Origin of the sequence: Micromonospora sp. NPDC000207, from assembly GCF_040300925.1 — a bacterium.
In the GTDB taxonomy this organism is placed as follows: domain Bacteria; phylum Actinomycetota; class Actinomycetes; order Mycobacteriales; family Micromonosporaceae; genus Micromonospora.
Window position 1 is genome coordinate 82,709 of the sequence record NZ_JBEPEQ010000004.1, and the last position, 18,877, is coordinate 101,585.

General features: G+C 73.1%; 9 protein-coding genes. All 9 read left to right on the plus strand.

Features of this window, described 5'->3' with window-relative positions:
- Positions 1-71: 71 nt before the first annotated feature.
- From ABT336_RS02700 to ABT336_RS02740, 9 genes are read left to right on the plus strand one after another with little or no spacing between them, the layout of a single operon-like run.
- Entirely contained in the window at positions 72-1,514 is a 1,443-nt protein-coding gene (locus tag ABT336_RS02700) for a condensation domain-containing protein (RefSeq protein ID WP_350894736.1), read from the plus strand.
- Positions 1,514-3,403 carry an amino acid adenylation domain-containing protein gene (locus ABT336_RS02705; RefSeq protein ID WP_350894737.1) on the plus strand — a complete coding sequence of 630 codons (1,890 nt, stop codon included), beginning with the start codon at positions 1,514-1,516 and terminating at the stop codon, positions 3,401-3,403. Before ABT336_RS02700 ends, ABT336_RS02705 begins: the two co-directional genes overlap by 1 nt.
- Positions 3,400-7,956 carry a type I polyketide synthase gene (locus tag ABT336_RS02710; protein WP_350894738.1) on the plus strand — a complete coding sequence of 1,519 codons (4,557 nt, stop codon included), beginning with the start codon at positions 3,400-3,402 and terminating at the stop codon, positions 7,954-7,956. The genes ABT336_RS02705 and ABT336_RS02710 overlap by 4 nt, the downstream gene beginning before the upstream one ends.
- Positions 7,949-9,187 carry a MupA/Atu3671 family FMN-dependent luciferase-like monooxygenase gene (locus ABT336_RS02715; protein ID WP_350894739.1) on the plus strand — a complete coding sequence of 413 codons (1,239 nt, stop codon included), beginning with the start codon at positions 7,949-7,951 and terminating at the stop codon, positions 9,185-9,187. Before ABT336_RS02710 ends, ABT336_RS02715 begins: the two co-directional genes overlap by 8 nt.
- Positions 9,184-13,242: a non-ribosomal peptide synthetase gene (locus ABT336_RS02720; RefSeq protein WP_350894740.1), complete on the plus strand. Its 4,059-nt coding sequence runs from the start codon at positions 9,184-9,186 to the stop codon at positions 13,240-13,242. Before ABT336_RS02715 ends, ABT336_RS02720 begins: the two co-directional genes overlap by 4 nt.
- Positions 13,239-14,486: an MFS transporter gene (locus ABT336_RS02725; protein ID WP_350894741.1), complete on the plus strand. Its 1,248-nt coding sequence runs from the start codon at positions 13,239-13,241 to the stop codon at positions 14,484-14,486. Before ABT336_RS02720 ends, ABT336_RS02725 begins: the two co-directional genes overlap by 4 nt.
- A complete protein-coding gene (locus tag ABT336_RS02730) occupies positions 14,483-16,789 on the plus strand; it encodes a non-ribosomal peptide synthetase (protein WP_350894742.1) in 2,307 nt (768 codons plus the stop codon). The genes ABT336_RS02725 and ABT336_RS02730 overlap by 4 nt, the downstream gene beginning before the upstream one ends.
- On the plus strand, positions 16,786-18,075 hold the full coding sequence (locus tag ABT336_RS02735; protein WP_350894743.1) for an ATP-grasp domain-containing protein: 1,290 nt from the start codon (positions 16,786-16,788) through the stop codon (positions 18,073-18,075). The genes ABT336_RS02730 and ABT336_RS02735 overlap by 4 nt, the downstream gene beginning before the upstream one ends.
- Positions 18,057-18,869 carry a thioesterase II family protein gene (locus tag ABT336_RS02740; RefSeq protein WP_350894744.1) on the plus strand — a complete coding sequence of 271 codons (813 nt, stop codon included), beginning with the start codon at positions 18,057-18,059 and terminating at the stop codon, positions 18,867-18,869. Before ABT336_RS02735 ends, ABT336_RS02740 begins: the two co-directional genes overlap by 19 nt.
- Positions 18,870-18,877: the final 8 nt, after the last annotated feature.

Here is an 18,877-nt window from a genome sequence, read left to right on the forward strand (position 1 = left end):
TCGGCGGAAGTGTCCCGGTGACGATTTCTGCGGATACCGCGAGTGAGATCAACGCCGTTTTCGGGATTGATGTGTCCCAGCGGGAGGTCGCGGCCGCGAAGTCAGTGGCCGCCCTCGGCGTCCTGGTGCAGACGGCGCTGGTCGGGCGTACCGCCGCCGCGACGGCTGACCGCGACGAGCCCGGCACCGACGCGGGGCCGGTGCCGCTCTCCGGGGCCCAGCGGCGCATCTGGTTCATGCAGCAGGTGGCCCCCTCCTCGACCCTCTACAACGTGCCGACCCGGCTCGACCTGACCGGCCCCCTCGTCGTCGAGGCCCTGCACGCGGCGCTGACCGATCTCCTCGCCCGGTACGACGTCCTGCGGTCCTGCTATCCGGCCCGCTCCGGGGTGCCGTCGGTGGCGGTCCGCCCGGCGGTGCCGGCCGACCTGCCGCAGGTCCACGTCGACTCGGACGCCGAGGTGGACCGGCTGGCCGAGGCACAGGCGCGGATCCCGTTCCGGCTGGAGCAGGAGCTGCCCGTCAGGTTCCTCCTGGTACGCCGCGCGCCCGACCGACACACCCTGATCAGCACGTTCCAGCACATCGCCGTGGACGGTCTGACCCTCGACCTGCTCGCCCGGGAACTCGGTGCGCGGTACGGCCGGCACGTCGGATCCGGTCCGGCGTCGCCCCGGCCGCCCGCCCGGCAGTACGCGGACTTCGCGCGGGCCGACGCGACGGCGGCCACCTCGCAGGCCAGACGGAAGGCGACCGCCGAGCGGGCCGCGGAGCTGTCCGGGATGCCGTTCCCGCTGGACCTGCCGACTGACTTTCCCCGCCCCCGGTTCCCGCAGTTCCGGGGCGACGCGGTGGCCGTGACGCTCGACGAACGGTTGACGGTGGAGGTCCGCAGCCTGGCACGGCAGCACCGGGTGACAGCGTTCGCGGTGCTGCTCGCCGCCCTCGCGGTGGTCCTTCGCCGGGCCGTGGGCCGTCCCGACGTGGTGGTGGGGACGCCCGCCGCCGGGCGTCTGCGCCCACAGTGGCAGGACATGGTGGGCTGCTTCGTCAACATGGTGCCGGTGGCCGTCACGGTGCCCGACGGCAGCACCGGCAGCCGCCTGATCGCGGTTGCGGCCGAGGCGGCGTGGCGTGCCCTGGAACGGCAGGACGTCCCCTTCGAGGACCTGGCCCGCCTCCTGACCCGCCGGACCGTACGGCCGCTCACTGTCATGTTGTCGTACCAGGTCAGCGCTGCTCCGGTCCGCTTCGCGGGGCTCGCCGACACCGCCCTCACCGTGACCCGACCGCCGGGGACTGCCAAGTACGACCTGAGCCTCTACGCAGTCGCCACCGCATCGGCGCTGCGGCTGGAACTGGAGTACGACGCCGAGCTGTACACCCGTGAGACCGCCACCGCGCTCCTGCACGACTACCGCGCTCGACTGGCGGCGCTCGTGGCGGACCCGACGGCGGTCGTGGACCTCGGCGGTCCGGCCGGATCCGACGAACCCGAACACGTGGAGCGATGATGACGCGGTTGGAGCCGGGACTACGGGCCTGCATCCATGAGCTGTTCTCCCGGCAGGTGCGCGCCCGGCCGGACGCCGTCGCGGTCACCCACGACGGCCGGGACACCACCTACCGGCAACTGGACCGGCGGGCCGACGCCCTGGCCGACCGGCTGCGCCGGCTCGGGGTGGGGCCGGAGGTGCCCGTCGCCGTCTGTGTCGAACGGTCGGTCGGGGCGGTCGTCGCGCTGCTCGGCGTGCTGAAGGCGGGTGGGGCGTACGTGCCGCTCGACCCGGAGCACCCGGACGACAGGTTGGCCTTCGTCTGCGGCGACTCGGGCGCGACCCTGCTCGTCACCGACCAGCGGGACCGGACGTTCGGTGTCGAGCGGTCGATCCTGCTCGACGACCACGACCACGACCACGACCACGACCACGACCACGTCCTCGACCACGACCACGACCACGACGACGTCCACGACGTCCACGACGGACACGGCGGGGCCGCCGCCGACGTGGTGTCGCCCCCGCCGGTGGAGGTACGGCCGGAGCACCTCGCGTACATCGTCTACACCAGCGGGTCGACCGGCACGCCGAAGGGCGTCATGGTCGAACACGGCAACGTGGCGGCGCTGGTGGGCAGCACGAGCGCCCGGTTCGGGTTCGGCCCCGACGACGTGTGGACCCTGTTCGCGTCGCTGGCCTTCGACGTCTCGGTGTGGGAGATGTGGGGGGCGCTGCTGCACGGTGCCCGACTGGTCGTCGTCCCGAACGAGGTACGCCGGTCGCCTGCGGACTTCCACGCCCTGCTCGCCCGGGAGGGCGTGACGGTGGTCAACCTGACACCCGCCGCGTTCCGCCAACTGTCCCGCTACGAGCAGGACACGGCACCGGCACCGGTCCGTACCCTCCGGTGGCTGATCTTCGCCGGTGAGTCGCTCACCCCGGGCATGGTCGCCCCCTGGTTGCGACGGCACGGTGACGAGCAGCCCGCCCTCGTCAACATGTACGGCATCACCGAGACCACTGTGCACAGCACGTGGCGGCGGATCACCACGGCCGACCTGGCCGAGCCCGAGGCCAGCCTGATCGGACGGCCACTGCACAGGTGGACGGCGGTCGTCCTCGACCCGGACGGTCACGGCGTCGCGCCCGGTGAACCCGGTGAACTCCACGTCGGGGGTGCCGGGGTGGCCCGGGGCTACGTGGGTCGGCCGGAGCTGACCGCCGCCCGGTTCGTCGACGGCCCCGACGGCACCCGGCTCTACCGTTCGGGGGACCGAGCCCTGGTGCGGCCGGACGGGGAACTGGAGTACCTGGGCAGGCTGGACCACCAGGTGAAGCTGCGCGGCCACCGGATCGAGCTGGGTGAGATCGAGGCCCGGCTGCGTACCCATCCCGGGGTGCACGAGGCCGTGGTGGTCCTCGACCCGGACGGTGCCGCCGAACCCCGCCTGGTCGCCTACCTGGTCCCCGGCGGTCCGGCGGCACCGGCCCCGCCGGACCTGCGGGCTCATCTGGGCCGCACCCTTCCGGACTACATGCTGCCGGCGGCGTACGTGGTGCTGGACGCGATGCCGTTGACGGCGAACGGGAAGGTCGACGTCAGCGCCCTGCCCGCCGTGACCGGGGAACGCCCGGGGCTGTCCACGCCGCTGGTCGCCCCGTCGTCACCGGCGCAGCAGCGGCTCGCCGAGATCTTCGCCGAAGTCCTGGGCCTGGACCGGGTGGGCCTGGACGACGACTTCTTCGAGCTGGGAGGGCATTCGATGCTGGCCGTGCAGGTGGCCGCCCTGGCGCAGGAGCGGTGGGGGATGCCGGTGTCGCTACGGTCGATCTTCGACGCGTCGACCGTCCGTTCGCTGGCCCGCGAGGCGGACGCCGTGACGGTGGCGCAGGTGCGGTCATGAACCCGGACGACGCCGTCGCCGTCATCGGCATGAGCGGCCGGTTCCCCGGAGCACCTGACGTCGACGCGTTCTGGCGGTTGGTGGTCGACGGTGGCGTCGCCGCGACCCGGTTCAGCCGCGACGAACTCCTCGCCGCCGGGGTGTCCGAACACGAGATCGACGCCGACGGGTACGTCCCGGTCGGCTATCGGGTCGACGGGTGGGACCGGTTCGACGCCGCCTTCTTCGGCTACTCGCCCGCCGAGGCGGCGATGATGGACCCGCAGCACCGGCTCGCCCTCCAGGCCTGTTGGCAGGCGTTGGAACGGGCCGGGTACCCGCCCGGCGACGCCGCCGCCCCGATCGGGGTGTTCCTGAGCGCCCCGTCCAGCGCCTACCTGGAGCAGCGGATCCTCCCCCAGGGCACCGGGGGGCGGGGGTCCGACGAGTTGCAGCGGGCGATCGGCACCGATCCGGGGATGCTGGCGCTGCGGGTGTCGTACCGGTTGAACCTGACCGGTCCCAGCCTCACCGTGCAGACCGCCTGCTCCTCCTCACTGGTCGCCGTGCACCTCGCGGTGCAGAGCCTGCTCACCCGCGAGTGCGACACCGCCCTCGCCGGTGGTGCGGCGGTCCGGTTGTTGGACCGGCGTGGTTACCGGTACGAGGAGGGCTCGATCCTGTCCCCGGACGGGATGTGCCGCCCGTTCGACGGCGACGCCGCAGGCACCGTCTCCGGGGACGGGGTCGGCGTCGTGGTGCTCAAGCGGTTGGCGGACGCCCTCGCCGACCGCGACCACGTCGACGCCCTGATCATCGGTTCGGCGGTGAACAACGACGGCGGGAGGAAGGTCGGCTTCACCGCGCCGTCCAGCACCGGACAGTCTGCGGTGATCGACGAGGCCCTGGCCGTCGCCGCCGTCTCCCCGGCCGACGTCCAGTACGTCGAGGCACACGGCACCGGGACCCTGCTCGGCGACCCGATCGAGGTGCGGGCGCTGACCGAGGTGTTCGCCCGTGCCCCGAGGACCGAGCCGTGCCTGCTGGGCAGCGTCAAGTCGAACATCGGCCACCTGGACGCCGCAGCCGGGGTCGCCGCCCTGATCAAGACGGTCCTGGCGCTGCGCCACGGGGTGGTCCCGGGCACCGCCCACTTCCGTACGCCCAGCCCACACCTGAACCTGAAGCCGGAGCTGTTCCGGGTCAGCGGCGAGCCGACGGCGTGGCCCGCCCCGCCGCCCGGGGCACCCCGTCGGGCCGGAGTCAGCGCCTTCGGCGTCGGCGGCACCAACGCCCACCTGGTGCTCCAGGCGGCACCCACCCACGCGGAGACCACCGACGACGGTGTCGGGGTGCGGGTGCTGCCGCTGTCGGGGCGTACCGTCGAGGGGTTGCTCTCCACCGCCGGTAGGACGGCGGCCGTGCTCGCCGGAGCGGACCGGGTCTCCCTCACCGACCTGGCGTACACCCTCCAGCGGCGGCGTCGCCCGCTGACGGCCCGCGCCTGCGTGGTGGCCCGTGACCTCGACGAGGCCGTCGACGCCCTGTCCGGGCTCACCGCGCAGGACGTGTCCACCGTCGGCACCGATGACGACCGGCCACCCGAGGTCGTCCTGATGTTCCCGGGGCAGGGCAGCCAGTACGCCGGGATGGGCGCCGACCTCTACCGCGACGAGCCGGTGTTCCGGCAGGCGATGGAGGACTGCGCCGACGCCTTCCGGCCGCATCTGCGGTTCGACGTCCGTGAGGTGGCCTTCGGCGACGACGAGGAGCTGCTCCGGCAGACCGAGTACACCCAACCCACAGTGTTCGCCGTCGGGTACGCGACGGGCCGACTGCTGCTGCACGCCGGGATCGAACCGGCCGCGATGATCGGACACAGCCTCGGTGAGTACGTGGCGGCCTGCCTGGCCGGGGTGTTCACACTGCCGGGTGCGGCCCGGGTCGTCGCCGCCCGGGGGGCTCTGGTCCAACGGGCCGCCCCGGGCCGGATGATCTCGGTGGCGCTCGGCCCCGAGGAACTCGACACAGTGGTCCGGGGCCACGGCACGATCGCCGCCGTCAACGGCGCGCACCTGTGCGTCCTGGCCGGCACCGGGGAGGAGATCGCCGCCGCCGAACGGCTGCTCGCCGCCCGGAACGTGCCGGTCCGCCCGTTGGCGACCTCCCACGCCTTCCACACCCCGTCGATGGATCCGGTCCTGGCCGACTTCGCGGCCGTCGTCGCCGACGTCACCCGCAACGCGCCGACCCGCCCGCTGGTGTCGAACGTGACAGGTCGGCTGCTCACCGCCGAGCAGGCCACCTCCCCGGACTACTGGGTGACGCACCTGCGTCGGCCGGTCCGTTTCGCCGACGGGCTGTCCGGGCTCCTCGACACCGACTGTCGACGGGTGCTGGTGGAGGCGGGACCCGGGTCGGCGCTGACCGCGATGGCCAGACTGACCGGTACGACCTCCGCCCTCGTGCCGCTGCTCGGACGCCGCGACCGGCCGACGTCGCCGGTCGCCGCGCTGTGGCGGACCGGTGTGGAGATCGACTGGTCGGTCCGGGGCGCGACGGGCCGGGTGGTGCCGCTGCCCGGCGTGGAGTTCGACGGCCGGGAACACGTCCTGCCCCGCCCCCGTGTCGGTGAGGCACCGACCGACGAGCCCGCCGCGCCGTCACGCTGGACGTACGCGCCGGTGTGGCATCGCGGTGGCCGCCGGTCCGCCGACCCGGTGGGGACGCCGCAGACCTGGCTCGTGGTGGAGGACGCCGCCGGGCTCGCCCGGCGGATCGGTGGGCTGCTGCGGGCCGCCGGAGACGACGTCGAGTCGGTGACGGCGGCTGCCCTGACCACGGATCCGGACGAGCCCCGACGCCTGGTCCAGGCACTGGCCGACGCGGGCCGCCTACCGAGCCGGGTGCTGTACGCCGGGACGATCCTCGGCGCGGAGACCATGACGGGCGCGGACGGTGCGGGCGGTGCGGGCGGTGCTGGCAGTGCGGGCGGCGCGAATGGCGCGAGCGGTTCGGTCGCCTCCCTCGGCCGCGTCCACAGCGACGGGCTGCGAGACCTGGTCGCTGTGACGCAGGCGCTCAACGAACTCGGCCACGTGGACGGGCTCGGTGTCGTCGTGCTGACCGACCGGTTGCAGGAGGTCGCCGGGTCCGTCCCGGTCCGCCCCGAACGGGCCACCGTCCACGGTGCGGTGACTGTGCTGCCGCAGGAGTTCACCGGCCTGAGCTGCCGCGCCGTCGACGTGGAACTGCCACCTGCCGACGCGCAGGACGGCTGGGACGACCTGGCCGCGACGCTGCACGGCGAGGTGCGGGCCACTGTCTGCGCCGACGAGTCGTTCGTCGCCTACCGCGACGGTTTCCGGTGGCGGCGGGCGTTCGCCCCGGTCGAGTTGCCGGGCGGCGCGGGGGTGTGGCGTCCGGACGGTGCCTACCTGCTGTTCGGCGTGGGTACCCGGACCGGGCTGATGGTGGCCGAGGAGTTGACCGCCCGGGGTGCCCGGGTGGTCGGTGTGACGGGTCGGGTCGCATCGGCGGCGGACCGGCCGGACGGGCTCACCGCCCTGCGGGAGCGGGCCGGGGATCGGCTGACGGTGCTCACCGCCGACCTCCTCGACGGCGTGCAGGTGACCGCAGTGGTCCAGGAGGCGCTGGTCCGGCTGGGTCGACTCGACGGGGTGTTCCACCTGCTCGACGACCGGGCCTCCGGCATGGTCGCCATGAAGTCGGCGACCGACGTCACCGCCACCGTGGACGCCAGGGTGCGCAGTGTGGCGTTGCTGGGTGCCGCCCTGGACCGGGTGGCAGGTGACCGCCCCCACGGGTTCCTGGTGCTCGGATCCTCCATCACCGGCGTGGTCGGCGGCTTCGGGCAGCTGGAGAACTGCGCGGTGGCGACCTTCCTGGAGACGTACGCCCAGGCGCGCACCGCGCCCGGACGCCCCGTCACCGCGGTGCACTGGGGACAGTGGGCGTGGGACGACTGGTTCGAGGAGCAGATGGCGGAGCTGCCCGAGATCCGGGCCGACTACCGGCGGCAGCGTGAGCGGTACGGCATCCCGGTCGCCGAAGGGTGGGAACGCACCGGCGCGGCGGTGGCCGGTGGACTCCCGTCGGTGCTGGTCTCGACCCGGGACCTGCGGGACGTGCTCACCGAGCAACGGCAGCTGACCGCCGCCGGGTTCGCCTCGGCGGTCGTGGCACCGGACGAGGCGGCCGACCCGGACTGGGACCCGGCCCGGCTGTGGCCTGACGACGAGGTGGCCCAGCAGATCGCGACGGTGTGGCGGGAGGTCCTCGGGGTCACCCTCGACGACCCGGACACCGACTTCTACACCGTCGGCGGCAACTCGCTCTTCGCCATCCAGGTGGTCGCCCGGCTCCGACAGATCTTCGGCCCGTTGCCGATGAGCGTGATCTTCGATGCACCGTCCGTGGCGGGTCTGGCCGCCGCCATCCGGACGCAGCAGACCCGATCGCTGGCCGACGAGGAGATCGCGAGCATGCTTGACGAGGTCGAGGCCATGTCACCAGAGGAACTTGAGGCGCTGCTGGCGGCCGACAATGGCTGAGGAGATCGCCGTCGACACCGCGCTCCGACAGCGGCTGGCCACCCTGACCCCGCAGCAGCGTGCCGTCTTCGAGCGCCGCCGCCGGGAGCGGGCGGCAGCCGTGGAACCGGAGCCGGGCACCCCGCAGCCGACCGGACCGACCGTCGGACGCCGTCGCCGCCGTCCCGACAGCACCATGGAATTCAGCGTCTTCTTCTTCTCCGGGGACGGGTCGAGCGTCGAGGAGAACCGTTACGACCTGTTGCTGGAGTGCGCCCGGATCGCCGACCGGGCGGGGTTCGCCGGGATCTGGGTGCCGGAACGGCACTTCGTCGACTTCGGTGGTCTCTACCCCAACCCGTCGGTGCTCGCCGCCGCGCTGGCCGTCGTCACCGAGCGGATCCAGATCCGGGCCGGCAGCGTGGCGCTGCCACTGCACCACCCGGCCCGGATCGCCGAGGAGTGGTCGGTGGTGGACAACCTCTCCCGGGGGCGGGTGGCCATCTCGGCCGCCTCCGGATGGCACCCCGACGACTTCGTCCTCGCCCCCGGCGACGGTGCCCAGACCTACCGGGACCGCAAGGCCGTCATGTTCGATCGGCTCGCGACGGTGCAGCGGTTGTGGGCCGGCGAGACCGTCGAGGTGCCCGGGGTGACAGGCACCCCGACCGCGGTCCGGACCCTGCCACGTCCGATCCAGCCGCGGCTTCCGGTCTGGGTCTCCTCGCAGGGCAGCACCGACACGTTCGTGCAGGCCGGACGGGCCGGTGCGAACCTGCTCACCGGTCTGGTCGCGCAGCAGCCGGAACAGGTCAGGACGAAGATCGCCGCCTACCGGAAGGCACGCGCCGACGCCGGGTACGACCCGGAGACCGGGGTGGTCACCGCGATGGTGCACACCTTCCTCGGCTCCGACCTGGACGAGGTGCGCGAGGTCGTCCGCCGACCGCTGATCGACTACCTCGGCACCTTCCTGCGTCAGCAGGACAGCACCGACAGCGGGTACGCGGTGCTCTCCGAAGCCGAGCGGGAGGTGATGCTCTCCGCCACCTTCGACAGGTACTTCGACCACCTGGCCCTGCTCGGTACAGCGGAGACCGGTGAGAGCTTCGTCGAGGACCTGGTCGACCTGGACGTCGACGAGGTGGCCTGCCTCGTGGACTTCGGGGTGGCACCCGACCTGGTGATCGAGGGCCTCACCCACCTGACCGAGCTGAAGAACCGCTACCAGCATCCACGGGGTACCGCATGACCGACCTGACGCAACGGCTGGCCCAGCTGACCCCGGCGCAGCGGGCGGTGCTCGACCGCCGGCTCCGGGACAGGGGTGCCCAGGCTCCCCAGGTGCCGCCGATCAGCCGGCGACCGGACCTCGGCGGGCACGTACCCACAGTCGACCAGGAGCGGATCTGGCTGATCCACCAGTTCGACCCGGACGACCCGGCGTACAACATCTTCTTCGCCGCGCGGCTGACCGGGAAGCTCGACGTCGACGCGGTACGCCGGGCGGTGGACGACTTCGTCGCCCGGCACGAACCACTGCGGACCACCTTCGTGGCGGTGGAGGGGCGGCCCCGGGCTGTCGTCCACGAGCACGCCCGCGCCGACGTGGTCGTGACCGACCTGCGGCAGGTTCCGGTGCGGCAGCGGGAGGAGGTGGCGCAGCGCCACGCGCTCGACGAGATCCGTACGCCGTTCGACCTGACGGTCTGCCCGCTGCTGCGGGTCCGCCTGCTCCGCACGGCCGACGACGAACACCTCCTCGTCGGCACCGTCGACCACATGGTCTGGGACCGGGCCTCGCTCACCGTGTTCAACGCCGAGTTCCCCGAGCTGTACAACGCGCACGCCACCGGGCGTCCCCACACCCTGCCACCGGTGCGGCTGCACTACGGCGACTACGCCGAGTGGCAGCCCGACTGGCTGAGCCGGGAGGTGGCTACCCGGCACCTGCCGTACTGGCGGGACCGCCTCGCCGGTGCCGCACCCGCCCTGGAACTGCCCACCGACCGGCCGCGCCCACCGGTCCAGACGTTCCACGGCGCCCGCCACCAGTTCCGACTCACCGCCGAGCTCACCACCGCCATCCGGGAGCTGGCCCGCGCGGAGAACGTGACTGTGAACGTCGCCCTCCTGGCCGCCTGGCAGCTGCTGCTGCACCGGCTCTCCGGGCAGGACGACATCGTGGTCGCCACGACCTCGTCGACCCGGGGACGACCGGAGACCGAGTCGATGATCGGCTACTTCCTCACCATGCTGCCGCTGCGGGTGCGGGTACGACCGGAGATGAGCTTCCGGGATCTGCTCGGCGAGGCCCGGACGGCGGTCCTGGGGGCCTTCGACCATCACGACGTGCCGTTCGGGGTGCTCCTGGACGCGCTCGACGTGCACCGGGACCCCAGTCGGAACCCGATCTACCAGTCGACCTTCATCTACGTCGACTTCGTCCACGAGGAGCGGGTGCCGCTGGACGGACTGCACGTCGAGACGGTCATGTTGGACAACCTCACGGCGAAGGACGACATCACCCTCGGGGTCTTCGACGACAGGTCCCTCGGCGACGACCACTTCTACGTGCTGCTGGAGTACAACACCGACCTGTTCGACGCCGACACCGTGGAGCGGATCGGTGAGCAGGTCGTCCAGCTGCTGGAACAGCTCGTCGTGGACCCGGGTCGGGCCGTCGACGACTACCTGCTGACCCGCCCCGACCAGGTCCACCGGATGGTGGTGGAGTGGAACGCGACGGCCGTCGACAGGGATCCCACGGCCACCGTCGACAGGCTGGTCCGTGAGCAGGCGGTGCGGACCCCCGACGCGGTGGCGGTCCGGTGCGGTGTGGACCGGTGGACGTACCGGCAGCTCGTCGACCGCGCGGCGGTGATCGCCCGGCGGCTGCGGGGGCTCGGGGTGGGGCCGGAGGTGGTGGTCGGCGTCGGGGTGGAACGCTCCTGCGACCTGGTGGCGGCGCTCCTCGGTGTCCTCTGGGCGGGCGGCGCGTACCTGCCGCTCGACCCGTCGCACCCACGGGACCGGTCGGCCGGGATCGTCGAGCGTTCCGACGCCCGCGTCGTGATCACCACTGCGGAGTACGGCGACGCCATCCCCGCACCCGAGCTGCTCCTCCTTGACGACCTGCCGGAGCGGGAGCCGGAGCCGGGGCCGTCCGCCTCGGGGGACGGCCGGCGGCTGGCGTACGTGATGTACACCTCCGGGTCGACAGGGACCCCGAAGGGGGTGGAGATCACCCACGGCAACCTGACCAACGTCCTGCTGGACCTCGACGACCTGGTCGGTCTGGCACCCGGTGAGGTGCTGGCCGCCGTCACCCCGGTCACCTTCGACATCGCCGGTTTCGAACTGTTCGGGCCGCTGCTGGCCGGGGCGACTGTCACTGTGGTTCCGCGCGCGGACAGCCGGGAGGGCGGTCGGCTGGGGCGGGCGCTCGCCGAGTGCGGGGCCACCGTGATGCAGGCGACGCCGACGACCTGGCGGCTGCTGCTCGACGCGGGGTGGCGCAACCCGGCCGAACTGCGGATGCTCGTCGGCGGTGAGGCGTTGCCGCCCACCCTGGCCGCCGAGATGGGGGCACTGCCCGGACGGGCGTGGAACGTGTACGGCCCCACCGAGACCACGATCTGGTCCACCGTCTGGCCCGTCCCGGCCGACGGCGGCCCGGTGTCGATAGGTGGGCCGTTGGCGAACACCCGGGTCTACGTGCTGGACGGGCAGCGTCGGCCGGTGCCGGTCGGCGTACCCGGTGACCTCTACATCGGCGGGGCGGGCGTGGCCCGTGGCTACCGGGGCGCGCCGGAGCTGACAGCGCAGCGGTTCCTGCCCGACCCGTTCGGCACCGACGGGATGCTCTACCGGACCGGTGACCGGGCCCGGTGGCGGCGCGACGGCACCCTGGTCTTCCTGGGCCGCGACGACAACCAGGTGAAGCTGCGCGGGCACCGGATCGAGTTGGGGGAGATCGAGTCGGCGTTGGAGCGGCACCCCGGCGTACGGCGGGCAGTGGTGGTCGTCCGGGAGGACCGGGCCGGTGACGCGCGGCTGGTCGGCTACGTCGAACCGGCCGGTGAGGTGCTGCCCACCGCGCCGGAGCTGACCGGGTCCCTGCGCGACACCCTGCCGGACTACATGGTGCCCGCCGCTGTCGTCGTGCTGGACACCCTGCCGACGACGGCGAACGGCAAACTGGACCGCGCGTCGCTGCCCGCCCCGTCGACCGACCGCACCTCGGGCGGGTACGCCGCCCCACGTAACCCGTTGGAGCTGCGGATCGCCCGGATCTGGGAGGACGTCCTCGACGTCCGGCCGGTCGGCGTCCACGACCGGTTCTTCGACCTGGGCGGGCATTCGCTGCTGGTGCTTCGGCTGATGGCCGAACTGGAGGCCGCCTTCGGGGTGACACTGCCGATGGCGGCGATCTTCCAGGGGGCGACCGTCGAGCAGTTCGCCCGGATGGTGCGGGACGGGTTCCGCCCGGAGGGCGACGTCCACGCGATCCGGCTGCGTGCCGGTGAGGACTCCGAGACCCCGATCTTCTTCGTGCACCCGGCGGGTAGCGAGGTGGTCTGCTACATGCCGTTCACCGAACTCGTCGAACCGGCCGAACGCCCGTTGTACGCGCTGGCCTCACCCGACCCGGTCGACGGAAGGTTCCCGTACGAGACGTTCGAACAGCGGGCCGCCGCGTTCGCCGGGCTGATCCGCGAGCTTCAGCCGTCCGGGCCGTACGAGCTGGTGGGGTGGTGTTACGGCGGTTCCAACGCGTACGCCGTCGCCGCCGAGCTGGAACGGGTCGGCGAGACCGCCTCGGTGGTGCTCGTCGACGCCCACCCGCCGGCCCCGGTGGAGGTGGAACCCGACCGGGCCGAGATCGTCGCGGCGATCGCCGCGAATCTGCGCTGGGACCACCAGGGCGACACGGCCGTCGAGGACCTGCGGGCGATGAGCGACGACGAGCGCGTCGACCACCTGCTGCGCATCGCCCGGGCGGCGAACTACCTGCCTGCCGACAGCGGGCGGGCGCAGATGGCGTCGGTCGTCGAGATGTGGATGGCGAACCTCCGCCTGCTCTGGCGGTACGAGCCACCTCCGCTGCGCGGGCCGGTGACGGTGGTCCGGGCGGAGGCCGAGGAGCCCGAGCCGTTCCGCGCGTGGCGGTCGCTCGTGACGGGACGGTTCCGGGAGGTCGACGCGCCCGGCAACCACTACACGGTGGTGCGGTGGCCGCACGTCACAGTGGTGGCACGGACGGTGAGCGAGGCCCGCGATCGGGCGTTGGGGGACGAGTCGTGAGAGAACTGCTGCGGGACAGGGTCTATCTGCGTTACTGGCTGGCGGTGGTCATCTCCTTCCTCGGGGACGGCATCGTGAAGGTCACCGTGATCTATGTGGCTGCCGACGTGACCGACTCACCGGCGCTGTTCATCGCCGCCGTCGTCATCGCGCAGCTGCTGCCGTCCGGGGTCCTCGGCGCGTTCATCGGCCCGCTGGTGGACCGGATGTCCCCGCGTCTGCTGCTCGTCGGCGCGGACATCGCCCGGATGGTGGTCGTCCTGGCGATGATCTTCGCGGTGAACTCGGCCTGGCTGCTCCTGCTGCTGATCTTCCTCGAGGGGCTGGGCAAGGCGGTCTTCGAGACCGCCCGGATGGCCGCCATCCCCAAGGTCGTCGGCCGACACAGCATCCCCGCCGCCATCGCCCTGTTCCAGAGCACCGTCCAGGCCCTGAACCTGGCCGGCCCGCTGCTCGGCGGTTTCCTGATCCTGGTGGCCGGGGTGAAGTTGTCGTTCGTGGTCAACGCGGCGTCCTTCGTGGTCTCCGCGCTCCTGCTGGGCAGCATCGCGGTGCTCAAGACGGCCACCGTCACCGCGACCGGGCCGGGACAGTACTGGAGTTCGCTGCGGACCGGGGTCACCGGTGTGCTGGGCATCCGGTCGCTGCGCCTGGTGGCGTGGGCGATGGTTCCGGTGATGCTGGCGATCGGGCTGTTCACCACGAACGTCAACACCCAGTTGCTGGCCGGGTTCGACCTGCCCGCCTTCGAGTTCGGTCTCGCCCAGGCGATGCTCGGCGGCGGTGCGGTCATCGGGGCGTTCCTCGGGCCGACCCTGGTCCGGCGGGTCTCGCTGACCGGGCTGCTGGCCGGTGCCGTCGCCCTGTTCGCGGTCTCCCTGCTGGTGTTGTGGCCGATCGACGACCGTTGGCCGGGCAGCGGCCTGGCACTCGTCTGCTCCTGGTGCGCCCTGGCCGGACTGGCCATGAGCCTGGTGCAGGTGCCGGTGGCGAACATCCTGCTCCGGGACCTTCCCGAGGACCTGCGCGGTCGAGGGATCGCCCTGCTCAACGCGGTGATGATCAACTTCTCGATCGTCGGGGTGCTGCTCGGCGGGGTGGTGGCGAACGCTGTCGGCGCTGCCGCGTCGATCATCATCACCGGTCTCCTCCTGCTGCCCCCGGCGGTGGTCCTGACTGTCAGGTCCCGCCACGAGCGCAGGCCCGCTCAGACCGCCGACACCGAGGTGGGAGCCCTGCGATGACGCCGGACCACAGTCGTACGCCGCTTCCCGTGCAGCCCGGCCTCCCGGACCCGGACCTGGTCGCCGCCTGGGCGGTCGTCAGGGCCGCCACCCTCCGGCAGCAGGCCCTCACCGTCCCCGTCGACAGGTTCGGGCACTCCGTCGACGTGGACGTCGACCTGGACGCCACCCCGACCGCCGCCGACCTGGTGGCGCACTGCGCGTCGGCGCTGGCGGCGGCGCGGCCTGCCGGTGCCGGCCGGGGCGTCGACCCGATCACCCTGGCCGTCACCGGGACGGCGGAACTGCGGTACCGGGCCGGGGCCGTGGACCCGGTGCAGGCGGCCCTGCTGGCCGAGCTGACCGGCCGGGCCGTACGGGAGATCCACAGTACGCCGGAACGCCACCCGTACGACCTGGACCTGCTCACCGACGACGACCGCCGCCAGCCGCACCGTTGGCGGCAGGCCGCCCACCGGGCCGTCGACGGACCGGCACCCGAACGCCACCGGGCCGTCAGCGAGCAGGCGCGTCGGGACCCCACCCGCCCCGCAGTGGTCTGCGGCGGCGAGGAGGTCACCTACGGCGACCTGGACACCCGGGCGAACCGGCTCGCCCACCTGCTCGTCGACCGGGGCGTCGGCACCGACGTCCGGGTCGCCCTCTGCCTGCCCCCCGGCATCGACCTGGTGGTGAGCATGCTCGCCGTGCTCAAGGCGGGCGGCTGCTACCTCCCGGTCGACCCGGGGTACCCGAGCGCCCGGATCGCGTTCCTGCTGGACGACGCCGACGTCGCGGTGGTCCTGGGTGACGACGCGACGCCCGACGCCGCCGTCGCCGGTCGGCCCGTCGTCCGGCTCGGCACGGAGCAGGCACGCGAGCAGCTGGCGGCCCGACCCGACACGCCACCTGCCGACCCGTCCGACCCCGGGCGGCTCGGCTACGTCCTCTACACCTCCGGCTCCACCGGGGAACCCAAGGGCGTCGCCGTACCCGAGGCGGCGGTCGGCAACCTGCTGCGCTCGGTCGGCCGGCACGTGACGCTGCGGCCCGGTGACACCGCCCTGGCCAGTTCAGCGCCGGTCTTCGACATCTCCACCGTCGAGATCTTCCTGCCGTTGGTGAACGGGGCGCGGGTCGTCGTCGCGACCCGGGAGCAGAGCCGCGACCCGGCCGAGACGGTCCGGCTGATCGACGCGTACGACGTGCGGTTCGTCCAGGCCACCCCGACAGCGTGGCGTCCGCTCACCGACGCCCTGACCCCCGGTGGGCGGCGGGAACGCCTCCGGGCGTTGACCGCCGGGGAGCCGCTGACCCCGGACCTCGCCGCCCGGATGCTCGCGGTGACCGGCCAGGTGATCAACGGGTACGGCCCGACGGAGACCACCGTCTACTCCACCATCGCGCTGATCACCGACCCGGCCGACGTGACGATCGGGGAGCCGGTCGACGACACCACCGTCTACGTCGTCGACGCACGGGACCGGCTGGTTCCCCCCGGTGTCCCGGGTGAGCTGGTGATCGGCGGGCGCGGCACGGCCCGTGGCTACCTCAACCGACCCGAGCTGACCAACCTGCGGTTCGTCCCGGACACCTGGGCGCCGACCACCCCCGGCGAGACGGTCTACCGCACCGGCGACCTGGTGTGGTGGGCGCCGGACGGCCGACTACGGGCCGTCGGGAGGATCGACACCCAGGTGAAGGTCCGGGGCCACCGGATCGAACCCGGTGAGGTGCAAGCCCGACTCGACGCCCATCCGAACGTCACCGCCTGCGCGGTCCGGGCCCGTGCGTTCGGGCCGGACGACACCCGGCTCGTCGCGTTCGTGGTCACCGGGGACGGCCACCCGCTGCCCCTGGCCGACCTGCGGGCCTGGTGTGCCCTGACGCTACCGGAGTACCTCGTCCCGACCGTCTGCCTGACCCTTCCCGAGCTGCCCCGCACCGGCAGCGGCAAGCTCGACGAGGGTGCCCTTCCCGACGCCGCGCAGACCCGGGCCGGGCTCACCGCCACCCCCGACGGGGACGACGGCGGGGCGCAACCGCGTACCGCTGCGGAGCGGGCGGTGGCCCGGATCTGGCGGGAGGCGCTGTGGGCCGACGACCTCGGCGTCCACGACGACTTCTTCGAGCTGGGCGGTGACTCGCTGGTGGCCACCCAGGTCACCCTCCGCCTGCAACAGGAGTTCGTGCTCGACGTGCCGATCCGCGTCGTCTACCAGCACCCGACCGTGAGCGACCTGGCCGCCGCCCTGGTCCGGGCGCGGGCCGCCGGCGGATTCGACGTCCCGGCCCCCGCCGGAGCGGGGGAGGTGCTGCGATGAGTGACAGCGACACCCTCCTTGTCGTCTACGACCGGGGCAGCCTGGCACCGACCAGGATCGCCCGGGCGGCCGAGGCCAACGACGTCGAGTTGGTGTTCCTGGTGGGTGCCCAGACCCTGGCCGGGGGAGCCCGGGACCGGCAGGCCGAGGCGCACACCGAGCTGATGATGCCGACGCTGCGGATGCTCGGCGAGACGATCGACGCCACCGGTGCGGGCGAGGACGAGCTGCTCTCCCTGGTCGGCGCGCACCGGCCGGCCGGAATCGTGACGTTCAGCGAGTTCCAGTTGGAGTCGACGGCCCGGCTCGCCGACCGGATCGGCCTGCCCCACCACCGCCTCGCCGACCTGCCCGGGATCACCCGCAAGGACGTGCAGCGTCGGCGCTTCGCCGAACGGGGTGTCGACGCCGTCCGGGTCGCCACGATCACCGACGTCGGGCAGGTCGACGCGGCCGTCGGGCACGTCGGTCTGCCCGCCGTCGTGAAGCCGGTACGGGGTGCGTCGAGCCGGAACACCGTCGCCGTGCACACCCCGGCGGAGGCGTACGCGTTCGTCGCCGGGGCCCTCGCCGGTGACGGGCCGGGCCCCCGCGAGTCGGCGCTGATGCTGGAGGAGCTGCTCGTCGGCCGGGCGGCCCCCGCACCCTGGGGTGACTACATCGCGGTGGACTGCGCGGTGTCCGCCGGGCGGGCCGAGGCGATGTTCGTGACCAGCAAGTTCGCCCTGGCCGAGCCGTTTCGGGAACGGGGCGGCTACGGCGGTCGGTCGTTCGTGGAGGACTCCCTCGTCGCCGAGGTGGAGGCGCTCGCCTGCCGCGCTGTGGAGGCGGTCGGCGTCACCACCGGCATCGCCGACGTCGAGATCAAGCTGACCGCAGCCGGACCCCGGGTGATCGAGGTGAACGGCCGCCTGGGGGCCTGGGTCGACGACCTCGCGGTCCGGTCCGGCTTCGCCGACCCGGCGGACGTCGCGGTCCGGGCCGCGCTGGGCCGCCCGTTCGAGGCCCGTCGGCGGCCCGCACCGGAGAGCCCGATCGCGTTCCACTACCTGCTCGTACCGCCGGTGGAGGCCGGACGGGTGCGCGGCATCCAGGGGGTGTCGGCGCTGCGCCGGATGCCGCACGTCGAGCGGGTCACGGTACTGACAGCTCCGGGGGAACCAGCGGACTGGCGACTCGGCGCGGCGGCGAACGCGGCTGCGGTGACCGGCACCACCGGCTCCCACACCGACCTGGCCGACACCGTCGCCGCCCTGGAGGAGGTGCAGTGGATCACCTACGACTGAGCGACGACTCCGCCGTCGTCGACCTGCCCCCGTCGCGGTGGCTGCGGCAGTGCGCAGTGGTCCCGGCACCCGGCCCGCTGCGCGCCCTGCTGGTCCTGCTGCCCCACGCGGGTGGCGCTGCGTACACCTACCGGTCCTGGGTTCCGGCCCTGCCGGAGGGGGTCACCGCCCTGGCTGTCGAGTACCCGGGCCACGGCACCCGGATGAGGGAGGCGCCCAGCGCCGACCTGGACGGCGTCGTGACCGAACTCGCCGACGTCCTCACCGGGGTGCAGGACGCGCTCGACGGCCGTCGGCTCGTCCTCGGCGGGCACAGCCTCGGCGCCCTGCTCGCCCACGAGGTCGCCGGTGCCCTCCAGGACCGTGGCCGACCCGCCCCGGACCTGTTCCTCTCCGCCGCACCGCCCCCGCACCGCCGGGCCGGACTGCCGGACCTCACCCGACTCGACGACGACGCGCTCGCCGCGGCCCTCGGCGACAGTGGCGACCTGCCCCGGGAGATCCTCGCCGACGTCGAGGCCCGTGCCCTGTACCTGCCGATGATCCGGCACGACCTCGTGCTCGCCCGGCGGTACGGCTCCGACACCCGTCCCGCCACCACTGTGGTGCGGACCCGCGCCGTGGTCGTCGGCGGCGCGCAGGACGACAGGTGCCCCACCGGCGACCTGGCCGCCTGGACCGACCTGATCGACGGCCCGACGCAGGTCACCGTGCTGCCGGGGGGCCACTTCTACTACCGCGACCAACTCGACGTGGTCGGCCGGCTCGTCGACGGCCTGGTGACCGCGCCGTGACCCGCCAC

What these genes read in the sequence shown, in the direction of transcription:
- ABT336_RS02705 (WP_350894737.1), top strand. Translation starts at nt 1,514, where the DNA reads ATGACGCGGTTGGAGCCGGGACTACGGGCCTGCATCCATGAGCTGTTC.
- ABT336_RS02710 (WP_350894738.1), top strand. Translation starts at nt 3,400, where the DNA reads ATGAACCCGGACGACGCCGTCGCCGTCATCGGCATGAGCGGCCGGTTC.
- ABT336_RS02715 (WP_350894739.1), top strand. Translation starts at nt 7,949, where the DNA reads ATGGCTGAGGAGATCGCCGTCGACACCGCGCTCCGACAGCGGCTGGCC.
- ABT336_RS02720 (WP_350894740.1), top strand. Translation starts at nt 9,184, where the DNA reads ATGACCGACCTGACGCAACGGCTGGCCCAGCTGACCCCGGCGCAGCGG.
- ABT336_RS02730 (WP_350894742.1), top strand. Translation starts at nt 14,483, where the DNA reads ATGACGCCGGACCACAGTCGTACGCCGCTTCCCGTGCAGCCCGGCCTC.
- ABT336_RS02735 (WP_350894743.1), top strand. Translation starts at nt 16,786, where the DNA reads ATGAGTGACAGCGACACCCTCCTTGTCGTCTACGACCGGGGCAGCCTG.